Origin of the sequence: Gordonia sp. w5E2 (assembly GCF_036540975.1) — a bacterium.
Lineage (GTDB): Bacteria > Actinomycetota > Actinomycetes > Mycobacteriales > Mycobacteriaceae > Gordonia > Gordonia jacobaea.
Map to the genome: position 1 here is coordinate 3,493,919 of NZ_CP144213.1, position 17,453 is coordinate 3,511,371.

The 17,453-nt window shown below is 65.2% G+C and carries 12 protein-coding genes; 7 read left to right on the forward strand and 5 right to left on the reverse strand.

Going from position 1 to position 17,453, the window contains the following annotated elements:
• Nucleotides 1-24 precede the first annotated feature (24 nt).
• Together RND64_RS15835 and RND64_RS15840 are read left to right on the forward strand one after the other, a co-directional pair.
• Nucleotides 25-1,185: a M20 family metallopeptidase gene (locus RND64_RS15835; RefSeq protein ID WP_331436682.1), complete on the forward strand. Its 1,161-nt coding sequence runs from the start codon at nucleotides 25-27 to the stop codon at nucleotides 1,183-1,185.
• Nucleotides 1,175-2,665 (forward strand): aspartate ammonia-lyase, encoded by a 1,491-nt coding sequence (locus RND64_RS15840; RefSeq protein ID WP_331436127.1) that lies wholly within the window; start codon nucleotides 1,175-1,177, stop codon nucleotides 2,663-2,665. Before RND64_RS15835 ends, RND64_RS15840 begins: the two co-directional genes overlap by 11 nt.
• Here the strand turns inward: RND64_RS15840 and RND64_RS15845 are convergent.
• Entirely contained in the window at nucleotides 2,601-3,218 is a 618-nt protein-coding gene (locus RND64_RS15845; protein WP_331436128.1) for a TetR/AcrR family transcriptional regulator, read from the reverse strand. The two genes, RND64_RS15840 and RND64_RS15845, sit on opposite strands and share 65 nt — an antisense overlap.
• 271 nt (nucleotides 3,219-3,489) lie before the next feature.
• Between RND64_RS15845 and RND64_RS15850 the strand changes: the two genes are divergently transcribed.
• Nucleotides 3,490-5,592 carry an oxidoreductase gene (locus tag RND64_RS15850; RefSeq protein ID WP_331436129.1) on the forward strand — a complete coding sequence of 701 codons (2,103 nt, stop codon included), beginning with the start codon at nucleotides 3,490-3,492 and terminating at the stop codon, nucleotides 5,590-5,592.
• 26 nt (nucleotides 5,593-5,618) lie between these two features.
• The gene (locus RND64_RS15855) at nucleotides 5,619-7,313 is read left to right on the forward strand and encodes an amidohydrolase (protein ID WP_331436130.1); all 1,695 of its coding nucleotides are present in this window, start codon (nucleotides 5,619-5,621) and stop codon (nucleotides 7,311-7,313) included.
• Here the strand turns inward: RND64_RS15855 and RND64_RS15860 are convergent.
• A complete protein-coding gene (locus tag RND64_RS15860; RefSeq protein ID WP_049698920.1) occupies nucleotides 7,307-8,218 on the reverse strand; it encodes a LysR family transcriptional regulator in 912 nt (303 codons plus the stop codon). The genes RND64_RS15855 and RND64_RS15860 overlap by 7 nt on opposite strands.
• Nucleotides 8,219-8,356: 138 nt before the next feature.
• On the opposite strand from RND64_RS15860, the gene RND64_RS15865 reads away from it, so the two are divergent.
• Complete coding sequence (locus tag RND64_RS15865; protein WP_331436131.1) at nucleotides 8,357-9,892, forward strand: APC family permease; 1,536 nt, start codon at nucleotides 8,357-8,359, stop codon at nucleotides 9,890-9,892.
• Here the strand turns inward: RND64_RS15865 and RND64_RS15870 are convergent.
• A complete protein-coding gene (locus RND64_RS15870; protein WP_331436132.1) occupies nucleotides 9,873-11,423 on the reverse strand; it encodes a GMC family oxidoreductase in 1,551 nt (516 codons plus the stop codon). The two genes, RND64_RS15865 and RND64_RS15870, sit on opposite strands and share 20 nt — an antisense overlap.
• Nucleotides 11,420-12,841 (reverse strand): purine-cytosine permease family protein, encoded by a 1,422-nt coding sequence (locus RND64_RS15875; RefSeq protein ID WP_331436133.1) that lies wholly within the window; start codon nucleotides 12,839-12,841, stop codon nucleotides 11,420-11,422. Before RND64_RS15875 ends, RND64_RS15870 begins: the two co-directional genes overlap by 4 nt.
• 327 nt (nucleotides 12,842-13,168) lie before the next feature.
• Here RND64_RS15875 and RND64_RS15880 point away from each other — a divergent pair, with 327 nt between their 5' ends.
• A complete protein-coding gene (locus RND64_RS15880) occupies nucleotides 13,169-14,665 on the forward strand; it encodes an aldehyde dehydrogenase family protein (RefSeq protein ID WP_331436134.1) in 1,497 nt (498 codons plus the stop codon).
• A 129-nt stretch (nucleotides 14,666-14,794) separates the two neighbouring features.
• Here RND64_RS15880 and RND64_RS15885 read toward each other — a convergent pair whose 3' ends face one another.
• The gene (locus tag RND64_RS15885; RefSeq protein WP_331436135.1) at nucleotides 14,795-15,382 is read right to left on the reverse strand and encodes a TetR/AcrR family transcriptional regulator; all 588 of its coding nucleotides are present in this window, start codon (nucleotides 15,380-15,382) and stop codon (nucleotides 14,795-14,797) included.
• Between the two features lie 186 nt (nucleotides 15,383-15,568).
• Here RND64_RS15885 and RND64_RS15890 point away from each other — a divergent pair, with 186 nt between their 5' ends.
• Nucleotides 15,569-17,422: an acyl-CoA dehydrogenase gene (locus RND64_RS15890; protein WP_331436136.1), complete on the forward strand. Its 1,854-nt coding sequence runs from the start codon at nucleotides 15,569-15,571 to the stop codon at nucleotides 17,420-17,422.
• Nucleotides 17,423-17,453 lie beyond the last annotated feature (31 nt).

Consider the following 17,453-nt stretch of genomic DNA (forward strand, 5'->3'; position numbering starts at 1 on the left):
TTCGACGCCGAACTCGGCAGCCGCATCGCGTCGGCGCACCCGGGTCTGATCGCGCTCTCGCACGACCTGTACGAAAATCCCGAAACCGCCTGGGAGGAAACCTATTCGGCGGCTCGGGTCGCCGACTCACTCGCCGACGGCGGCTTCACCATCGTCGAACAGTTCTGCGACCTCCCAACCGCCTTCACCGCAACGCTCGGAAGTGGCGACCTCCACGTCGCACTCTGCGCCGAATACGACGCACTGCCGGGACTCGGCCACGCCTGCGGACACAACCTCATCTCGGCGATCACCGTCGGTGCGGCACTTTCACTGGCACCGATCGTCGACGACCTCGGTCTGACGCTGACGGTCATCGGTACCCCCGCGGAAGAAGGCGGTGGCGGCAAGATCGAACTGCTCGAACGGGGCGGATTCGACGCTCAGCATGCCGCCGCGATGGTTCATCCCGGACCGGCAGATGTGGCACGCGCGCGGCCATTCGCCGTCTCGCACAGTCACATCGACTACCACGGCAAGTCGGCGCACGCTGCCGCCTACCCCGAACGTGGCGTCAACGCCGCAGATGCGTTCACCATCGCACAGGTGGCCATCGGCCTTCTGCGCCAACAACTTCCCGCGTCGGTACGCGTACACGGCATGATGACACGCGGCGGCGAGGCACCCAACTCCATCGCCGAGCACACCGAAGGGCGCTGGTATGTCCGCGCCGAAACGCTCGCCGAACTCGCCGAGGTCGAACCGCGCGTCATGCGATGCTTCGAGGCGGGCGCACTCGCCAGTGGCGCGACGCTCACGGTGACCCCGGAGTCCAAGCCGTACGCCGAGTTCCGCACGGACGAAGAACTTCTCGGCCGCTACGAGCAGCGCGCCCTCGCGGCCGGACGCCGTTTCGGCTCCGGACCAGACGCCACCATGGCGCGTGCGTCGACCGATATGGGCAACGTCTCGCAGGTACTGCCGGCGATTCACCCCTACATCGGCATCGACTCACTGCCCGCGGTCAACCATCAGCCCGAATTCGCCGCTGCCACACTCACCCCGGCAGCGGAGACGGCAATCGCTCAGGGCGCACTCGCTCTGGCGGGAACCGTCGTCGACGCCGCCGTGCTCGACTCGATCCGCGACAGGCTTCTGGCCAACGGCACTCGCACGACACACACAGAGGCACCAGGTGACCACTGACGCCGCGGGTGCGGTTCGCATCGAGCACGACCTCCTCGGCGATCACGAGGTACCCACCGACGCCTACTACGGGGTGCACACGGCACGGGCGATGGAGAACTTCCCGATCTCCGGCGTCCCCATCTCCACTCACCCCGACCTCATCGTCGCCCTGGCCGCGGTGAAACAGTCTGCTGCAGAGTCCAATCGCGAGCTCGGACTGCTCGATCCACCGATCGCCGAGGCGATCATCACGGCGTGCACCGAGATCCGGGGCGGAGCGCTTCACGAGCAGTTCGTCGTCGACCAGATCCAGGGCGGCGCGGGAACGTCGACCAACATGAATGCCAACGAGGTGATCGCGAACAGGGCGCTCGAACTGCTCGGGCACCGACGCGGCGACTATCACGTGCTTCACCCACTCGAACACGTCAACCTCGGACAGAGCACCAACGACGTCTACCCCACGGCCGTGAAGGTGGCGCTGGGAATCGCTGCCCGTGGACTCTCGGACGCGCTACGCGTACTGGCGGCCGACTGTGCCGACAAGGCAGTGGAGTTCGGTGACATGATCAAACTCGGACGTACGCAACTGCAAGACGCTGTACCGATGACTCTCGGGCAGGAGTTCGGCGCGTTCGCGGTCACCATCGACGAGGACGCCGACAGGATGGACGAGGCGATCTCGCTCATCGCCGAAATCAATCTCGGCGGCACCGCGATCGGCACCGGACTCAACGCTCACCCGTCCTACGCCGCGCAGGCATGCGAACGCCTGCGACAACTCACCGGCCTGCCGCTGACCACTGCGGGAGACCTGGTCGAGGCGACGTCGGATGTCGGCTCCTTTGTACAACTCTCCGGTGTCACCAAACGTGCCGCGGTGAAGCTCTCGAAGATCTGTAATGATCTGCGCCTGTTGTCTTCTGGTCCTCGCGCGGGCTTCGGCGAGATCGTGCTTCCCGCCGTTCAGGCCGGATCGAGCATCATGCCGGGCAAGGTCAACCCGGTCATCCCCGAGGTCGTCAACCAGGTGGCCTTCGAGGTGATCGGCAACGACCTCACGGTGACCCTCGCCGCAGAAGCAGGTCAGTTGCAGCTCAACGCTTTCGAGCCGATCATCGCGCGGGCGCTCCTGTCGTCACTGACTCATCTGCGCGCCGCGGTCCACGTCCTCGGCGAGCGCTGCATCCGAGGCATCACCGCGAGAGAAGAACGCATGCGCGCAGCGGTTTACGGCTCCGCCAGTATCGCCACCGCGCTCAATCCGGTTCTCGGCTACGAGGCGACCACCGCGCTCGTCGCGGAGGCCGTGGCAACCGGAGCGTCGATTCCCGATCTCGTCCGACGCTCCGGACTGCTCGACGACGTCGCTCTCGACACCGCGCTACACCCCGACAACCTGTGCCGGCCACACGATTCGGCGCGTCGAGACGTCAGCGGGAATGCTCGTCGACGACGAGATCAGGACACCGCAGCGCTGCCTGCAGATACTGCGTAACGGCGCTGCGGGCACTCGCGGCATCCAGCGCCCTGGTGCGGCCGACGAGATGGATGCCGCATCCGTCTTCGAGCGCCACCGCGCACCTGGCGACCAGTTCGCTGTCGACGTCGGCGAAGACACCCGCCGCGATGCCACCGTCGATTGCCTCGCGGTACAGCGAGGTCTCGAGGTCGAAGAGCGTCGACATCAGTTCGGCATGTGCGGGTGAGCGCGCACTGTAAAGGTGCAACTCATACAGTGCAGGTGACATCGGATCGTCGGGGTCGCAGATTCCGAGCTCGACGAGCCTTGTCAGCGCTGCCACCGGATCGTCGACGTCGGTGGCGGCGGTACGTCGACCCTCGTAGAACCGCGTGACCGCGGCCTCGTGCACCGCGAGCAACAACTCGTCGATCCCGGGAAAGTAGTAGGTGATCGACCCTGGCGACAGACCCGCCGCGTCGGCGACGTCCTTGATACGCAATCCCATGAGTCCGCGCGCGGCGATGGCACTCGTCGCGGCGTCGACGATCTCTGCGCGACGTGCGTGCTGATTGCGTGGACGTGCCATACGTCCCGATACTGCCGCCATGCACCGCGTCGGGGCAACTCCGCTGATTACATCGGTTCTCCCGATGAACCAATTCGGAAGTTCACGCCGTGAGATGTCCGCAACAGGGCTGCCCGACGGGACAAACCGCGATACCGTCATTTCATTCTTTGCGATTGACCTCAAAGAATGACACGAGTCGCCGCCACTGCCCGACGCCGACTCCACAGCCAACAACTGACTCACTGCGCCAGGCGTTTTCACGCCGCAGCACCTCTCGACGGAGATCCACATGCGCGACCATCGCTACGACATCCTTTTCGAACCGGTCCGGATCGGACCGGTCACCGCCCGCAACCGGTTCTTCCAGGTGCCGCACTGCAACGGCATGGGATACCGCGATCCGTCGGGCGAGGCGGCGATGCGGCGGACGAAGGCCGAGGGCGGGTGGGCCGTGGTCTGCACCGAGCAGGTCGAGATTCATCCAACGTCCGATATCGGACCGTTCATCGAGCTCCGCCTCTGGGACGACCAGGACATGCCCGCGATCGCGCGCATCGCCGAGCAGATTCACGAGGGTGGTGCGCTCGCGGGAATCGAGCTGGCGCACAACGGACTCAACAGCCCCAATCTGATCAGCCGCGAAACTCCGCTGGCACCACAGCATCTCCCCGTCGTCTCGTGGAATCTCGATCCGGTGCAGGCCCGTGCGATGACAAAGGCCGACATCGTCGATCTGCGGAAGTGGCATGCGGATTCGGTGCATCGGTCACTGAAGGCCGGCTACGACATCGTCTACGTCTACGCGGGACACGCAATCGGCGGTCTGCACCACTTCTTGTCGCGCCGGTACAACAATCGAACCGACGAGTACGGCGGCAGCCTCGAGAACCGCGTTCGACTCATCCGCGAGATCCTCGAGGACACCCGGGAGATCGCCGACGGGAAAGCCGCTGTCGCATGCCGCATCTCGGTCGACGAACTGCTCGGCGACGACGGCATCACCCGCAGCGAGATGGAAGACGTCTTCGGACTGATCGGCGAGCACCCCGACCTCTGGGACCTCGTGCTCGGAAGCTGGGAAGACGACTCGGTCACCTCGCGCTTCGGCCCCGAGGCCGAGCAGGAACCGTACGTCACCGGACTCAAGCAACTCACCACCAAGCCGGTTGTCGGCGTAGGCCGCTTCACTTCTCCCGACACCATGGTCCGGCACGTGAAGTCAGGCATTCTCGACCTCATCGGCGCAGCACGGCCGTCTATCGCGGATCCCTTCATGCCCAACAAGATCGAACGCGGCGACCTCGCAGATATCCGCGAGTGCATCGGCTGCAACATCTGTGTGTCCGGCGATTTCACCATGTCGCCGATCCGGTGCACGCAAAACCCCACAATGGGAGAGGAATTCCGACGCGGTTGGCATCCGGAGCGCATCTCGGTGAAGGGCTCAGACTCCTCGGTGCTCGTCGTCGGTGCGGGACCTGCGGGCCTCGAAGCCGCACGCGCACTGGGTAATCGCGGGTATCCCGTGACGCTCACCGAGGCGAGCCGGGTGCTCGGTGGCCGTGTGGCCCGCGAGTCGAAGCTTCCCGGGCTGTCCGCATGGATTCGCGTCATCGACTATCGGCTGCAGCAACTCGACCGTCTCGACAACGTCGAGGTCTATCGCGAATCGCCGATGAGCACCGAGGACATCCTCGAGTTCGGCTTCGACCACGTCGTGATCGCGACGGGGGCGTCGTGGCGAGGCGACGGCGTCGGTCGCTGGCACACGCATCCCATCGAGATCGATTCCAGCACTGCGGTCTTCACTCCGGACGACATCATGGCCGGGGCGCGGCCGGCCGGCAAGCGCGTCGTGCTGTTCGACGACGACCACTACTACCTCGGTGCCGTCGTCGCGGAGATGCTCGCGAAGGAGGGCTTCGCGGTCACGCTCGTCACCCCGGTGCCGCAGGTGTCGCAGTGGACCACCAACACAATGGAGGCTCACCGCATTCGCGCGCGGATCATGGAGGCGGGCGTCGACGTGCGCACCGACACCGCGGTGACCGCCGTCGACGCCAACGGCGTACAGACCGCATGCCGATTCACCGGGAGGACAGGGCATCTCGACGCCGACGCCGTCGTCATGGTGACCGCGCGCCTCCCCCACGACGAGCTCTACACACAACTGCACGAGCGCAGCGACGACTGGGCCGCGGCCGGAGTTCGCAGCGTCACCGGTGTCGGCGACGCCTGGGCGCCGTCGACCATCGCCGCAGCAGTCTGGTCGGGACGCCGGTTCGCCGAGGAACTCGACGTGCCGCGCAACGACGATCCGGTGCCGTTCCGCCGGGAGGTCACCCAGTTGTCGATCGAGCCGGTGTTCAGTACGCCGGTCTCGGTGTCCTGACGGACCCACGGATCACAGGAGTGGTGATGTACGCAGATCACATTTTCACCAACGCAGCGGTGTGGCAACCGGTCGGTATGCCACCGGCGACCACTGTCGCCGTGTCCGACGGCACCATCGTCGCGATCGGGTCGGACGTCGACCGTGACCTCGTCTCGGCGTCGACTGTCATCCACGACCTCGCGGGAGCAAGCCTGCTGCCGGGGTTCATCGACGCGCACGTGCATCCCGTGGCAGGCGGACTCGCAGCGCTGCTCTGTGATCTGTCCGAGCTCGCACACGATCGGCGAGGCTATCTCAACACCATCGCCGCCTACGTGGGCTCACACCCCGACGCTCCGGTCATCACCGGAAGTGGTTGGTACGGCGATGCGTTTCCCGGCGGTCTACCCACTCGTGCCGACCTCGACGAGGTCGTCGCCGACCGGCCCGCTGTGCTCTCCAGCCACGACGGACACGGCGTGTGGGTCAACAGTGCAGCACTGGCGAACGCCGGAATCGACCGGCACACGCCCGATCCGACGGGTGGGCGCATCGAGCGCGACGCCGCAGGCGAACCCACCGGCGTCCTCTTCGAGCGCGCCGCCGACAGTGTGCAGGCGCTCGCGCCCGAGATCGACGACGCCGTACTGCGCGAGGCATTGTTGACGGCTCAGCGTCGGCTGCACTCCGTCGGCGTCACCGGCTGGCAGGACGCGGGCGTCGACATCCCGGCATTCGGACTCTCCGACACACTCGCGACCTACCTTGCCGCCGACGAGGCGGGAGAGCTGACCGCACGGGTCTGCGGAGCGCTGTGGTGGGCAGCCGAACAGGGACTCTCGCAGATCGACGTACTCCGCGAACGCCGGGCGGTCGCGCGACACGGCCACCGGTTTCACGTCGACACCGTCAAGGTGATGCAGGACGGGATTTGCGAGAACTGCACTGCCGCAATGCTCGCGCCCTACTCCGACCTACCGACGGGCGCTGATCCCACCGGACTGTCCTTCATCGACCCGGCAGAACTGAACGAGGTGTGTGCACTCCTGGCACGCGACGAGTTCCACATTCACATGCACGCCGTCGGCGACCGCGCGGTCCGCGAATGCCTCGATGCGCTCGGTGCCGCGCGCGCGGCCAATCCGCAGTTCGATGCGGCACACCAGATCGCACATCTGGATGTGGTTGACCCGCAGGATATTCCACGGTTCGCAGCGCTCGGCGTGATGGCGAACATCCAGGCACTGTGGGCTCGCCGCGACATCGAGATCGTCGAGCGCAAGCTCCCGCTACTGGGCACCGACCGCGAGCGATGGCACTTCCCCTTCGGTTCGATCACCACGGCTGGTGGGACGCTGGCGATGGGCAGCGACTGGCCCGTCACCGACCCCAATCCGCTGTGGGCCATACACACCGCAGTGAATCGGACCGGTTCTGATGCAGATCCGCACGCCATCGGCACCGACGCTCGCACCGTGCCCCTCATCGCCGAGGAGGCGCTCAGTCTGCGGACCGCCGTCGACGCCTACACGATCGGCGCGGCGCGCGCCGCACACTGCGCACAACACGCCGGTTCGATCGAGATCGGAAAGGACGCCGACCTGGTCGCACTCTCGGGTGACATCTCAACGGCCCGGGACATCGGTTGCCTCACAGCACAACTGACGATGGTCGGTGGCGATCTCGTTGGCGGTAGCGCACTCGGCGAGGTCGTCGGCGGCAAGGCGCCAGCTCAATGAACAGTGTTGTCACCGAACAGATCTCGGCACAGTTCAGCGACGACCGCGGCACGCCGGGTCGGTCGCGCGGCAATCGCGTTGAGCAGGACCATCGTGAGCGCGGGCGTCTCGTCGGCGATGGGTATCGCCGCAACCTGGTGTCCGTCCAGCGCCATCGGTACGGCGGCCTGCAGGTTGAGCACCGTGTACGCCAACCCGCGTCCCACGAGTGCGCGGCACGTCTCGACGGTCGTCGAGCGGTAGCGCACAACGGGTTCGACGCCTGCGTCTGCAAAGACCTGCCGAAAGTAGTCGCGGCTATGCGGCAGGTCGAGTAACGCCATGGGTTCGTCGGCCAGGTCGGCGAGCCTGACCTTCCGCCGTTTGGCGAGTCGGTGCGAGCCCTCGACCAGCACGTAGGGCGGCACGCGGCGTAGTGGCCATCGCTTGAGTCGCGGGTCGTCGACAAGGTCGTATCCGATACCCATCTCGAATGTTCCGTCTGCGACGCCCTCAGCGAGGTCGGCCATATCGACCTCGGTGGTCAGCAACTCCAGATTCGGCAGCTTCTGGGCTGCCACGGACAACAACTCAGGAAGCAGGTACGGCGCCATGACCTCGAAGCAACCGATTGTGAGGGTTCCGGTCAACGATCCGCCCAATCCGTGTGCGACAGAACGAAGATCGGCCGCCGAGGCCAACAACTGGCGACTGGCGACGAGCAGTTGTCGACCCGCGGGAGTCAGCGTGATGCCCTTGGCGTGGTGACGCACCAGAAGCTGAATGCCCAGTGCGCCTTCAAGATCGGTCAGCGCAGTCGACATCGCCGACTGGGACAGATGCACCGCCGACGCCGCGCGGGTGATACTCCCCGCCTCGGCCACGGCGACGAAATACTCCAACTGACGCAACGTGTAATCAGCCACGACGACCTCACAGACGATCCGGACACGGCATCGGCTCCATCAATGCCGATGCGTAAGAACCCCGACTCTACAGAACCTCGCTTCATCTCGACGGCCATCTGACGCCGCGCGATATCCACCTCTCCGAGGAGTACCTCCATGACACTCTCGCATTCCGACCCGGGACGGACACATTCCGGACAAGTACGCCCCGGTCCCGCTCACCCCGACATCGAACCAGCAGGCCCGCACCTCCGACATTCGTTGCGCCGCTTCGACGTTCCGATCATGATCCTGTCGGCGCTGATCAGCCTCGACATGGTCGGCGAGATCTCGTCGTTCGGCGGCGAGACCTTCACGTGGCTCGTCGTGTTGGCGCTGCTGTGGATGGTCCCCTACGGCCTCGTCACCGCAGAGCTCGGTAGCGCATTTCCCGACGAGGGCGGATTGTTCGAGTGGGTCAAGCGCGCCTTCGGACGTCTACCCGCATCGATCGCCACGGTCATGTACTGGTCGATCAACCCGTTGTGGATCGGTGGGTCCCTCGCCTTCATCAGCACCGAAGCATGGAGCACGTTCATCCATCCGATCGGTTCGGGCACCGCGGGCGACTTCGTCTTCAAAACGCTCTTCGTCGTGGCAGCTGTCGCAGTCACCCTGCTGTCGATGCGGCGGGCACGTGCCGTGCTGCAACTGGGTACCTACCTCAAGCTGATCCTGGCCGCCGTGTTCCTCGTGACCACGGTTGTCTATGGAATTCAGCACGGATTCAACGGAATCGGCTCGGTCACCTGGTCGCCGACGCTCGGCGGCTTCCTCGGACTCGTCCCACTTCTCCTGTTCTCTCTGGTCGGCTTCGAGGTTCCCAGCCAGGCTGGCGGCGAGATGCAGAATCCGCAGCGCGACGTTCCGCGCGGTATCGCGATGAGTGGGTGCATCGGTCTGTTGGTCTACGCGCTCCCGGTGTTGGCTCTTCTGCTGGTGTTGCCGACTGACAAGATCACCGGCATCGGCGGTTTCATGGCAGCCCTCGACACCGTCTTCGGTGTCTACGGCTCGGCAGCGTCGATCCTCGTGAAGGTTGCGGTGATCGCGTTCATCATCGCGCTCGCGATCACGGGCGCCACCTGGGCGATGGCCGCGAACCGCGCGTTGGCTGTCGCGGCAGGCGACGGTGGCTTCTTCCCCTACTTCGCCAAGTTCGACGCGAAGACAGGTTCGCCGCTTCGGGTCGGCATCTTCACCGGAGTCATCGCCCTGGCGTTCATGATCGTCGGCGTCATCTTCTCCGGCGGCGACAGCGCAGCAACGTTCACGGTGGTACTCACCATCACCATCTCGACATCACTGATCGCCTACCTCTTCGTCTTTCCCGCCGCATTCCGCCTGCGCATCAACCATTCCGAAACGCCGCGGCCCTACGCCGTGCCCGGCGGCACGATCGGCATGGGCATCGCGTCGGGACTCGCGACGTTCTGGGCGGCGCTCGGAGTCTGGGTAACCGTGTTCCCCGGCACGCTGGAGAAGCTGTTCGGCCTCGACTACGAGTTCCTCGACACCTGGAACGTGTCCCGTGTCCGCTTCGAGGCGTTCACACTCGGAACGCTGGCGGTGCTCACCGTCATCGCCGTCGCCGGCTACCTCGCGGCGCGAAGGTCGCGCCGGAGCACGTCACTCACTGTCGAGCAGCGATGATCTCCGCAGCGCGTTCGGCAACACTCATGATGGTGCCGACGGGATTGACCGACGTGAGCGTGGGGAAGACAGAGGCATCGACGACGCGCAGACCGCTGACACCACGAACTCGCAGCGATGGGTCCAGCACGGCCATCGGGTCGTCGTACGATCCCATCCTGCAGGTTCCGGATACGTGGTAGACCGTCTGATGCGTGGCCCGCAGTGCCGACGACAGTTCGTCGTCGGACTGCAGGGCCTCGCCCGGGAACACCTCGCGCACAACCCACTTCGACATCGGTGCGGTCGCGGCGATGCGTCGTGCGGCACGAATACCCGCCACGAGCATCGCCTCGTCCACGCCGTCGGGGTCGGTGAAGTACCGGTAGTCGATCGACGGCGGAGTCGACGGATCGTCGTCGACGATCTGGACTCGGCCACGGCTGCGCGGTTTGGCGACGTTCGGCGCGATCGAGATGATCCGTTCAGGCATGTCGACGCCGTAGCTGACGGCGTGGTCAGCGACGGCCTCGACCGGGAAGTGCATGAGCACGTCTGGACGTGCGGGACTCGATTCGTCGACACGCAGCGCAGCACCCGCATCCCATCCGGTGGCACACGTCGACGGCACGTCTCGATCGGTCTCCCACACGATGAGACCTTCGGCGTGATCCATGAGGTTCTCGCCGACGCCGGGTGCGACGACGCGCACCGGCACTCCCGCCCGGGTGAGCACGTCACTCGGACCGATCCCCGAGCGCTGCAGCAGGGCGGGTGAAGCGATCGCACCCGCGCACACGATCACTTCGCGCGTCGCGAAGTGATCGTGTGCGCTACCGTCGCGCGCGACGGTCCGCACTCCGACAGCGCGGTCTCCGTCGAAGAGGATCGAACTGGCCAGTTCATGCTGCAGCACAGTCAGATTGGGCCGCTCGGCAAGTGCTGGGTGTAGATAGTGCACCGACGTCGACGATCGCAGGTTGGATTCGGGGGTATACCCGATGTCGAAGAAGCCGGACCCCTCACCCGTCTCGGCGAAGTCGGCGTCGTGGTTCCAGCCTGCTCGCGCCGGCAGATCGAGAGCCGAGCGAGCAGCGTCGACGACGTCGGCGACGTACGGATTGCGGTCGGCTTCTGCGACGGGCGCAATGGGCGTGACGAGCTTGTCGAAGCAACGGCCGAGCGTGTCGGCATCCCAGCCGTCGGCCCCCAGCGCGACCCACTCGTCCATGTCCGCGCGCAACGGTCGCCACGTGATCATCGTGTTGGCCGTCGCGCAACCTCCGAGGATGTGCATACGCGCCTGCCGGATTCCGGAGTTGCCGCGCTCCTGCGGCACGCTCCGGTAATCCTGGTCGTACTCGCTCTCGAGCATCTCCGCCCAGCGTCGAATCGACCGGGCGCGGGGTTCGTGCTCGTCACTCGGACCGGCCTCGAGGACCGTGACCGTCACCGCGGGATCCTCACTGAGGCGGGCCGCCACGATGCAGCCTGCCGTGCCGCCTCCTACGACGAGATAGTCAGGGGCACTGGGGTTGTCAGGCTGGCTCATGCCGCCGGCTCTGACGCCAGGTTCGCGCTCGCCAACGCCTCGCTCTTACGGGTGGTCATCAGGACGTAGTAGAGGGGGCAGATGACCGCGAGTCCGACAATCCACGAGATGTCGACGCCGCCAATCTCTTTCGCCAGCGGTCCGGTCCACAGTGTTGTCGACAGGAACGGAATCTGCACTCCGATACCGATTGCGTAGCACGCGATGGCGATCCAGTTGAATCGGCCGTAGACGCCGCCGTCGCGACGGAAGAGTGACTCGATGTCGTACTCGCCGTGGCGCAGGAGGTAGTAGTCGACGAGATTGACCGCGGTCCAGGGAATCAGGACGCACAGCAGCAGAGCCAAGAAGTTGGCGTAATTGGCCAGGAAGTCGTCTGCGCTGAGCAGTGCGGGCAACATCGCGAGGGCGAACAGCACGAGCGCGATGACTGCACGACTCTTCGCCTCAGCTCGCCATCGAGGAAAGATGTTCTGTCCCACGGTGATCGTCGAGAGCGCACCACAGTAGAGGTTCATGCCGTTGGTGACGCTGATACCGACGGCGAAGACGAGGAACAGCCCCGTCGAGATCCCATGGGTCAACGTGCCCATGCCTGTCAGGGTGTCGGAGTCGGGCAGTGCGGCGCCGATCAGCACACCGAGCAGCATCGGAAGTACCGACCCGAGAACGCATCCCGCATAGGTTGCCCAGAAGGCGGTCTTCACACCGGTGTCGCGCGGCAGGTAGCGCGTGTAGTCCGAGACGTAGGGCGCATAGGCGATCTGCCACAGCGCCGCCGCGGAGAACGTCGCCATGAAGCCCGCCCAGGTGAATCCGTCGGTGTGCCAGGTATCCGTCGGCAACCCGTTGACGCCGATCATCCAGATGAATGCGAGCAGAAGGGCCACACCTGCGACAACTGACAGCACTGCCGCCATCGAATGAATCAGCTTGTAGCCGATCATGGTCACGACGACGCTGATGGCACCGATGATGAAGATCGCCCAGTTGTCCGGCAGCCCGGTCACTTCGGCAAAGGCCTTGCCGCCGAGCACCGCGTTCGACGCGAAGAAACCCAGGTACATGAAGACGACGAGGACCACGACGAGCAGGCTGCCGAGCGAGCCGAATTGCGCTCGGGTCTGGAGCATCTGGGGCACACCCATCTGCGGGCCCTGCGCCGCGTGCAGTGCCATGACCACACCGCCGACGAGGTTGCCCGCGACCACCGCGATCGCGCCCGCCCAGAACGGCAGCCCGAACACGGTGGTTGCCAGAGCGCCGGTGATGATCGTCAGCAGCATGATGTTGGAGCCGAACCACACGGTGAAGATGTCGCGCGCCCGGCCGTGGCGCTCGTCGTGCGGAATGTGGTCGATGGTGCGGCGCTCCACCGACGGAGCTGCGCCCGTCGACGGCTGAGTTGACGTGTTCATCGGGAGATACCTCTGCTCTGTTGCTGTGTTGCCCAATGCGGGTGTGTCTGTGCGGGAGTCACGGGTGAGTGACTCGGAAGGAGTCGCGGCCACGGCGTCGGGGCTGTTCAGCAAGTATCGGGGTGACCGCTATCACCGGGAAAACAGAAACTTCCGGTCTTTTACATCTGGAGAACAGATGACCTTCGACGCCCTACCACTTCTCGGCGCAGACACAGAGCACAACCACCCCAGCACACCTTGCATCGACCAGCCCGATGTAGAAAGTCAGATAAATCGGCGCCGCCTGATCTATCGCACACCCGGAAACCCGGTCACGATGGAGTCATGACCGATCTACCCGACCTCACCTCCATCGACTGGTCCGCACGCGCCGGAGGGATCACCTTCTGCTCGGAGGCGTTCATCGACGGCCAGTGGGTTGCCGCGCAGTCGGGCGCGGCCTTCGACGTGGTGAATCCGGCGACGGACACCGTGCTCGCCTCCGTCGCCGCCTGCAACACCGAAGACGTCGACGCCGCGGTTGCCGCTGCGCGTCGCGCCTTCGACGACGGGCGCTGGTCGAAGCTGTCCGCCGGCGAGCGCGGGGCGATACTCATCCGCTTCGCCACCCTGATCGAACAGCATGCCGAGGAACTCGCGACGCTCGTGACGCTGGAGATGGGCAAGGCGATCCGCGATTCCTACGAGGTCGAAGTCCCCGGCGCCGCAGCCGTTTTCCGCTTCTACGGCGAGGTGGCCGACAAGATCCCGGGCGAGTTGCCCCCGACCGCCGACGGCAGCGTGGCCATGGTTCGCCGAGTGCCGCTCGGCGTCGTCGGCGCCGTTGTTCCCTGGAACTTCCCGCTCGACATCGCGGCGTGGAAGGTTGCCCCCGCCCTGGCCGCGGGCAACACCGTCGTTCTCAAACCCGCTGAGGAGAGCCCACTTTCGGCTCTCCGCATGGCCGAGATCGCCCTCGAAGCCGGCATCCCACCCGGCGTCTTCAACGTCGTACCCGGCCTGGGCGCCGACGCCGGTCGCGCGCTCGGGCTCCATCCCGACGTGCAGTGCCTGACATTCACCGGCTCCACGGAGGTCGGAAAGAAGTTCTTGGCCTACAGCGCGGAATCGAACATGAAGCAGGTCTGGCTCGAGTGCGGCGGCAAGAGCCCCAACCTTGTGTTCGCCGACTGCACCGACCTCGACGCCGCCGCAGAGATGGCCTGTTTCGGCATCTTCGGCAATCAGGGCGAGGTCTGCTCCGCCAACAGCCGACTACTGGTGCAGCGCGAGATACTCGACGAATTCGTCGACAAGGTCGTCGAGAAGGCCGCGGCGTATCGGCCGGGCGACCCGCTCGACCCGGTGTCGACGACGGGCGCCATGGTGACGCGCAAGCAACTCGACCTCGTCCTCGGCTTCGTCGCTCAGGCACGCGTGGACGGACGAATAGCACTCGGCGGCAACCGAATCGGCGACGTCGGATGCTTTATGGAACCCACCGTCGTCGTCGACCTTCCCGCCGATTCGACGGTGATGACCGACGAGATCTTCGGCCCGGTGCTGTCGGTGATCGCGTTCGATTCCGAGGAGGAGGCCGTCGCCCTGGCCAATGACACTCCGTACGGGCTCGCAGCATCGGCATGGACGTCGAATCTCGACCGCGCCCTACGGATGTCGGACAGTCTGCACGCCGGAACCGTCTCGATCAACACCGTCGACGCCCTCTCTCCCGGAACACCCTTCGGCGGCTTCGGCGCGTCGGGGTTCGGTTCGGACCTGTCGGTCCACGCGATCGAGAAGTTCACCGGACTCAAGACGACGTGGATCGCGCGCGGTTGAGGTTCACGTCCGCGAGGTAACTGACACGGCTGATTCAACAGTGGTGCAGTCCCGCTCACCCGTTTCCTTCCGGCTTATTGAATTCAATAAGCCGGAAGGAAACGGGTGAGCGTGCGGTTGGGCGTCGAATCAGCTTTGGCGCGCCAGCACCATGCGCAGGGCCATGCGCGCGTACGCCGTGCCCAAAGTGCCGGGATCGCGGCGATCACGGCTGGGGAACCAGCGGCACACGTCGACGCACAGCGACGAGATGGCGAGCACGACATCGTCGGGGTCGTCGGCCGCGAACTCGCCGGCCGCGACCCCTCCGGCGACGATGGTCGCGAGAATCGCTGTCGTCTTGCGTCGAACCGCGCTGATCGAGCGGTAGTGATCGGCGGTGAGCGCGCCCAGTTCGTACTGGACCACCTTGGCCAACTCGTGATGTTCGGCCTGCCACCGCGCGAAGGCGCTCACGACGTTCTCCAGACGAACGGCGTAAGGGTCCGACGGGTCGTCGACTTCGCGGAGGGCCTCGTAGACGCTGCGGTGTCCGTCGAGGGCGATCGAGTACAGCAGGTCCTCTTTCGACCGAAAGTGCGGGTACATCGCCGCGGCGCTCATCTTCAACGACGCCGCGATCTGACGGGTCGACGTGCCGGCATAGCCGAGTTGAGCGAACGACACGATCGCCGCATCGCGGATGCGCTGCGCTGCAGCAGACTCCCTCGTCGTCACGTCGCCGTCACCCCATTTCGCTCGTCGAATTCCCGTCGATGGTTGACCCCAACCGGCACACCAGGCAGTATAAGCGAGTGCTCATAAAATGAGCGACTGCTTAGGACGACGATTCCGTCACGTCTGATCGTGTGATCGGATCGTCGTGTCGAGCAGTCAGCAATCCGCTGCCCCAAGGAAAGTGTCATGGCCGAACCGATCTCCAAGCGCGACCTCGAATTCATGCTCTACGAGTGGCTCGACGTCGAGTCACTGACCGAGCGCGAACGCTTCGCCGAACACTCACGCGACACGTTCGACGCCGTGCTCGAACTCGCCGCCGACCTCGCGACCAAACGCTTCGCTCCGGTCAATCGCCTCGGCGACACCAAGGAGCCCTACGTCGGCGACGACGGTGCCGTCGTCTTGCCCGAGGAAATCCAGTCGGGCATCGCCGAGTTCATCAAGGCCGGCCTGGGTGCGGGCTCGTTCGACGAGTCGCTCGGCGGAATGCAATTGCCCACCGTCGTCAGTCTCGCTGCGCAGTCGTGGTTCCAGGCAGCCAACGCAGGCATGTCGTCGTACTCGTTCCTCACGATCGGCAACGCCAACCTGATCGCCGAGTACGGCACACCAGAGCAGATCGACACGTGGGTTCGCCCGATGGTCGAGGGGCGCTACTTCGGCACGATGTGCCTGTCCGAGCCGCAGGCCGGATCCTCCCTCGCCGACATCACGACCAAGGCGACACCGACCGACGACGGCACCTACCGCATCACCGGAACCAAGATGTGGATCTCGGCAGGCGACCACGAACTCGGTGAGAACATCGTGCACCTCGTCCTCGCCAAGGCTCCGGGCGGCAAGCCGGGAGTCAAAGGGATCTCGCTGTTCATCGTCCCCAAGTACCTGCCGGACGGCACCCGCAACGACGTCGCACTCGTCGGCCTCAACCACAAGATGGGCCAGCGCGCGACCACCAACTGCCTCCTCAACTTCGGCGACGGCACCTACGGAACAGCAGACGCACCCGTTCCCGGCGCTGAATCAACTCCGCCCGCTCACTCCGTTCCCGGCGCTGAATCAACTCCGCCCGCTCACTCCGTTCCCGGCGCGGTCGGCTACCTGGTCGGCGAGGAGCACAAGGGCCTCCAGTACATGTTCCACATGATGAACGAGGCGCGCATCGGCGTCGGATTCCTCGCAACATCACTGGGTTACGCGGGCTACCTCGCCTCCCTCGAGTACGCCAAGGTCCGCACTCAGGGACGGCCGGTCGACCAGAAGGACCCGACCTCCAAGCCCGTACCGATCATCGAGCACGCTGACGTCAAACGAATGTTGTTGGCGCAGAAGGCCTATGTCGAAGGAGCACTCGCGCTCGGCCTGTACTCCGGCAAGCTCGTCGATTTGCAGCAGACCGGAGACGCAAACGAGGCAGCCCGAGCGGGTCTGCTGCTCGATGTACTCACGCCGATCTCCAAGTCGTGGCCATCCCAATGGTGTTTGACCGCAAACGATCTCGCCATCCAGATTCACGGCGGCTACGGTTACACCCGCGAGTTCCCGGTCGAGCAGTTCTACCGCGACAACCGTCTCAACCCCATCCACGAGGGCGCGCACGGCATCCACGGACTCGATCTACTCGGCCGCAAGGTCGTCATGAACGGCGGCACGGGCCTGGAACTGCTCGCGAACACGATCACCCAGACCATCGACCGCGCGGCCTCGAACCCCGGCACCGCAGCGCTGGCCGACGAATTACGCAGGCGCGTCGAACGACTCGTGACCGTGACCATGCAGGTGTGGTCCGCAGGCGATGTAGCGGTCTCGCTCGCCAATGCCACCGCCTACCTCGAAGCCACCGGACACATCGTCATCGCCTGGATGTGGCTCGAGCAACTGCTCGCCGTCGCAGACAAGGCCGGAGATTTCTACGACGGCAAACGCGTCGCAGCGCAGTACTTCTTCACCTACGAACTACCGAAGGTCGACGCCCAGTTCGACCTCCTCGCGGCACTCGACCGCACGACGCTCGACGCGCGTCCCGAGATTTTCTGACCCACAACACATCCCCGCACGATCGACCCAG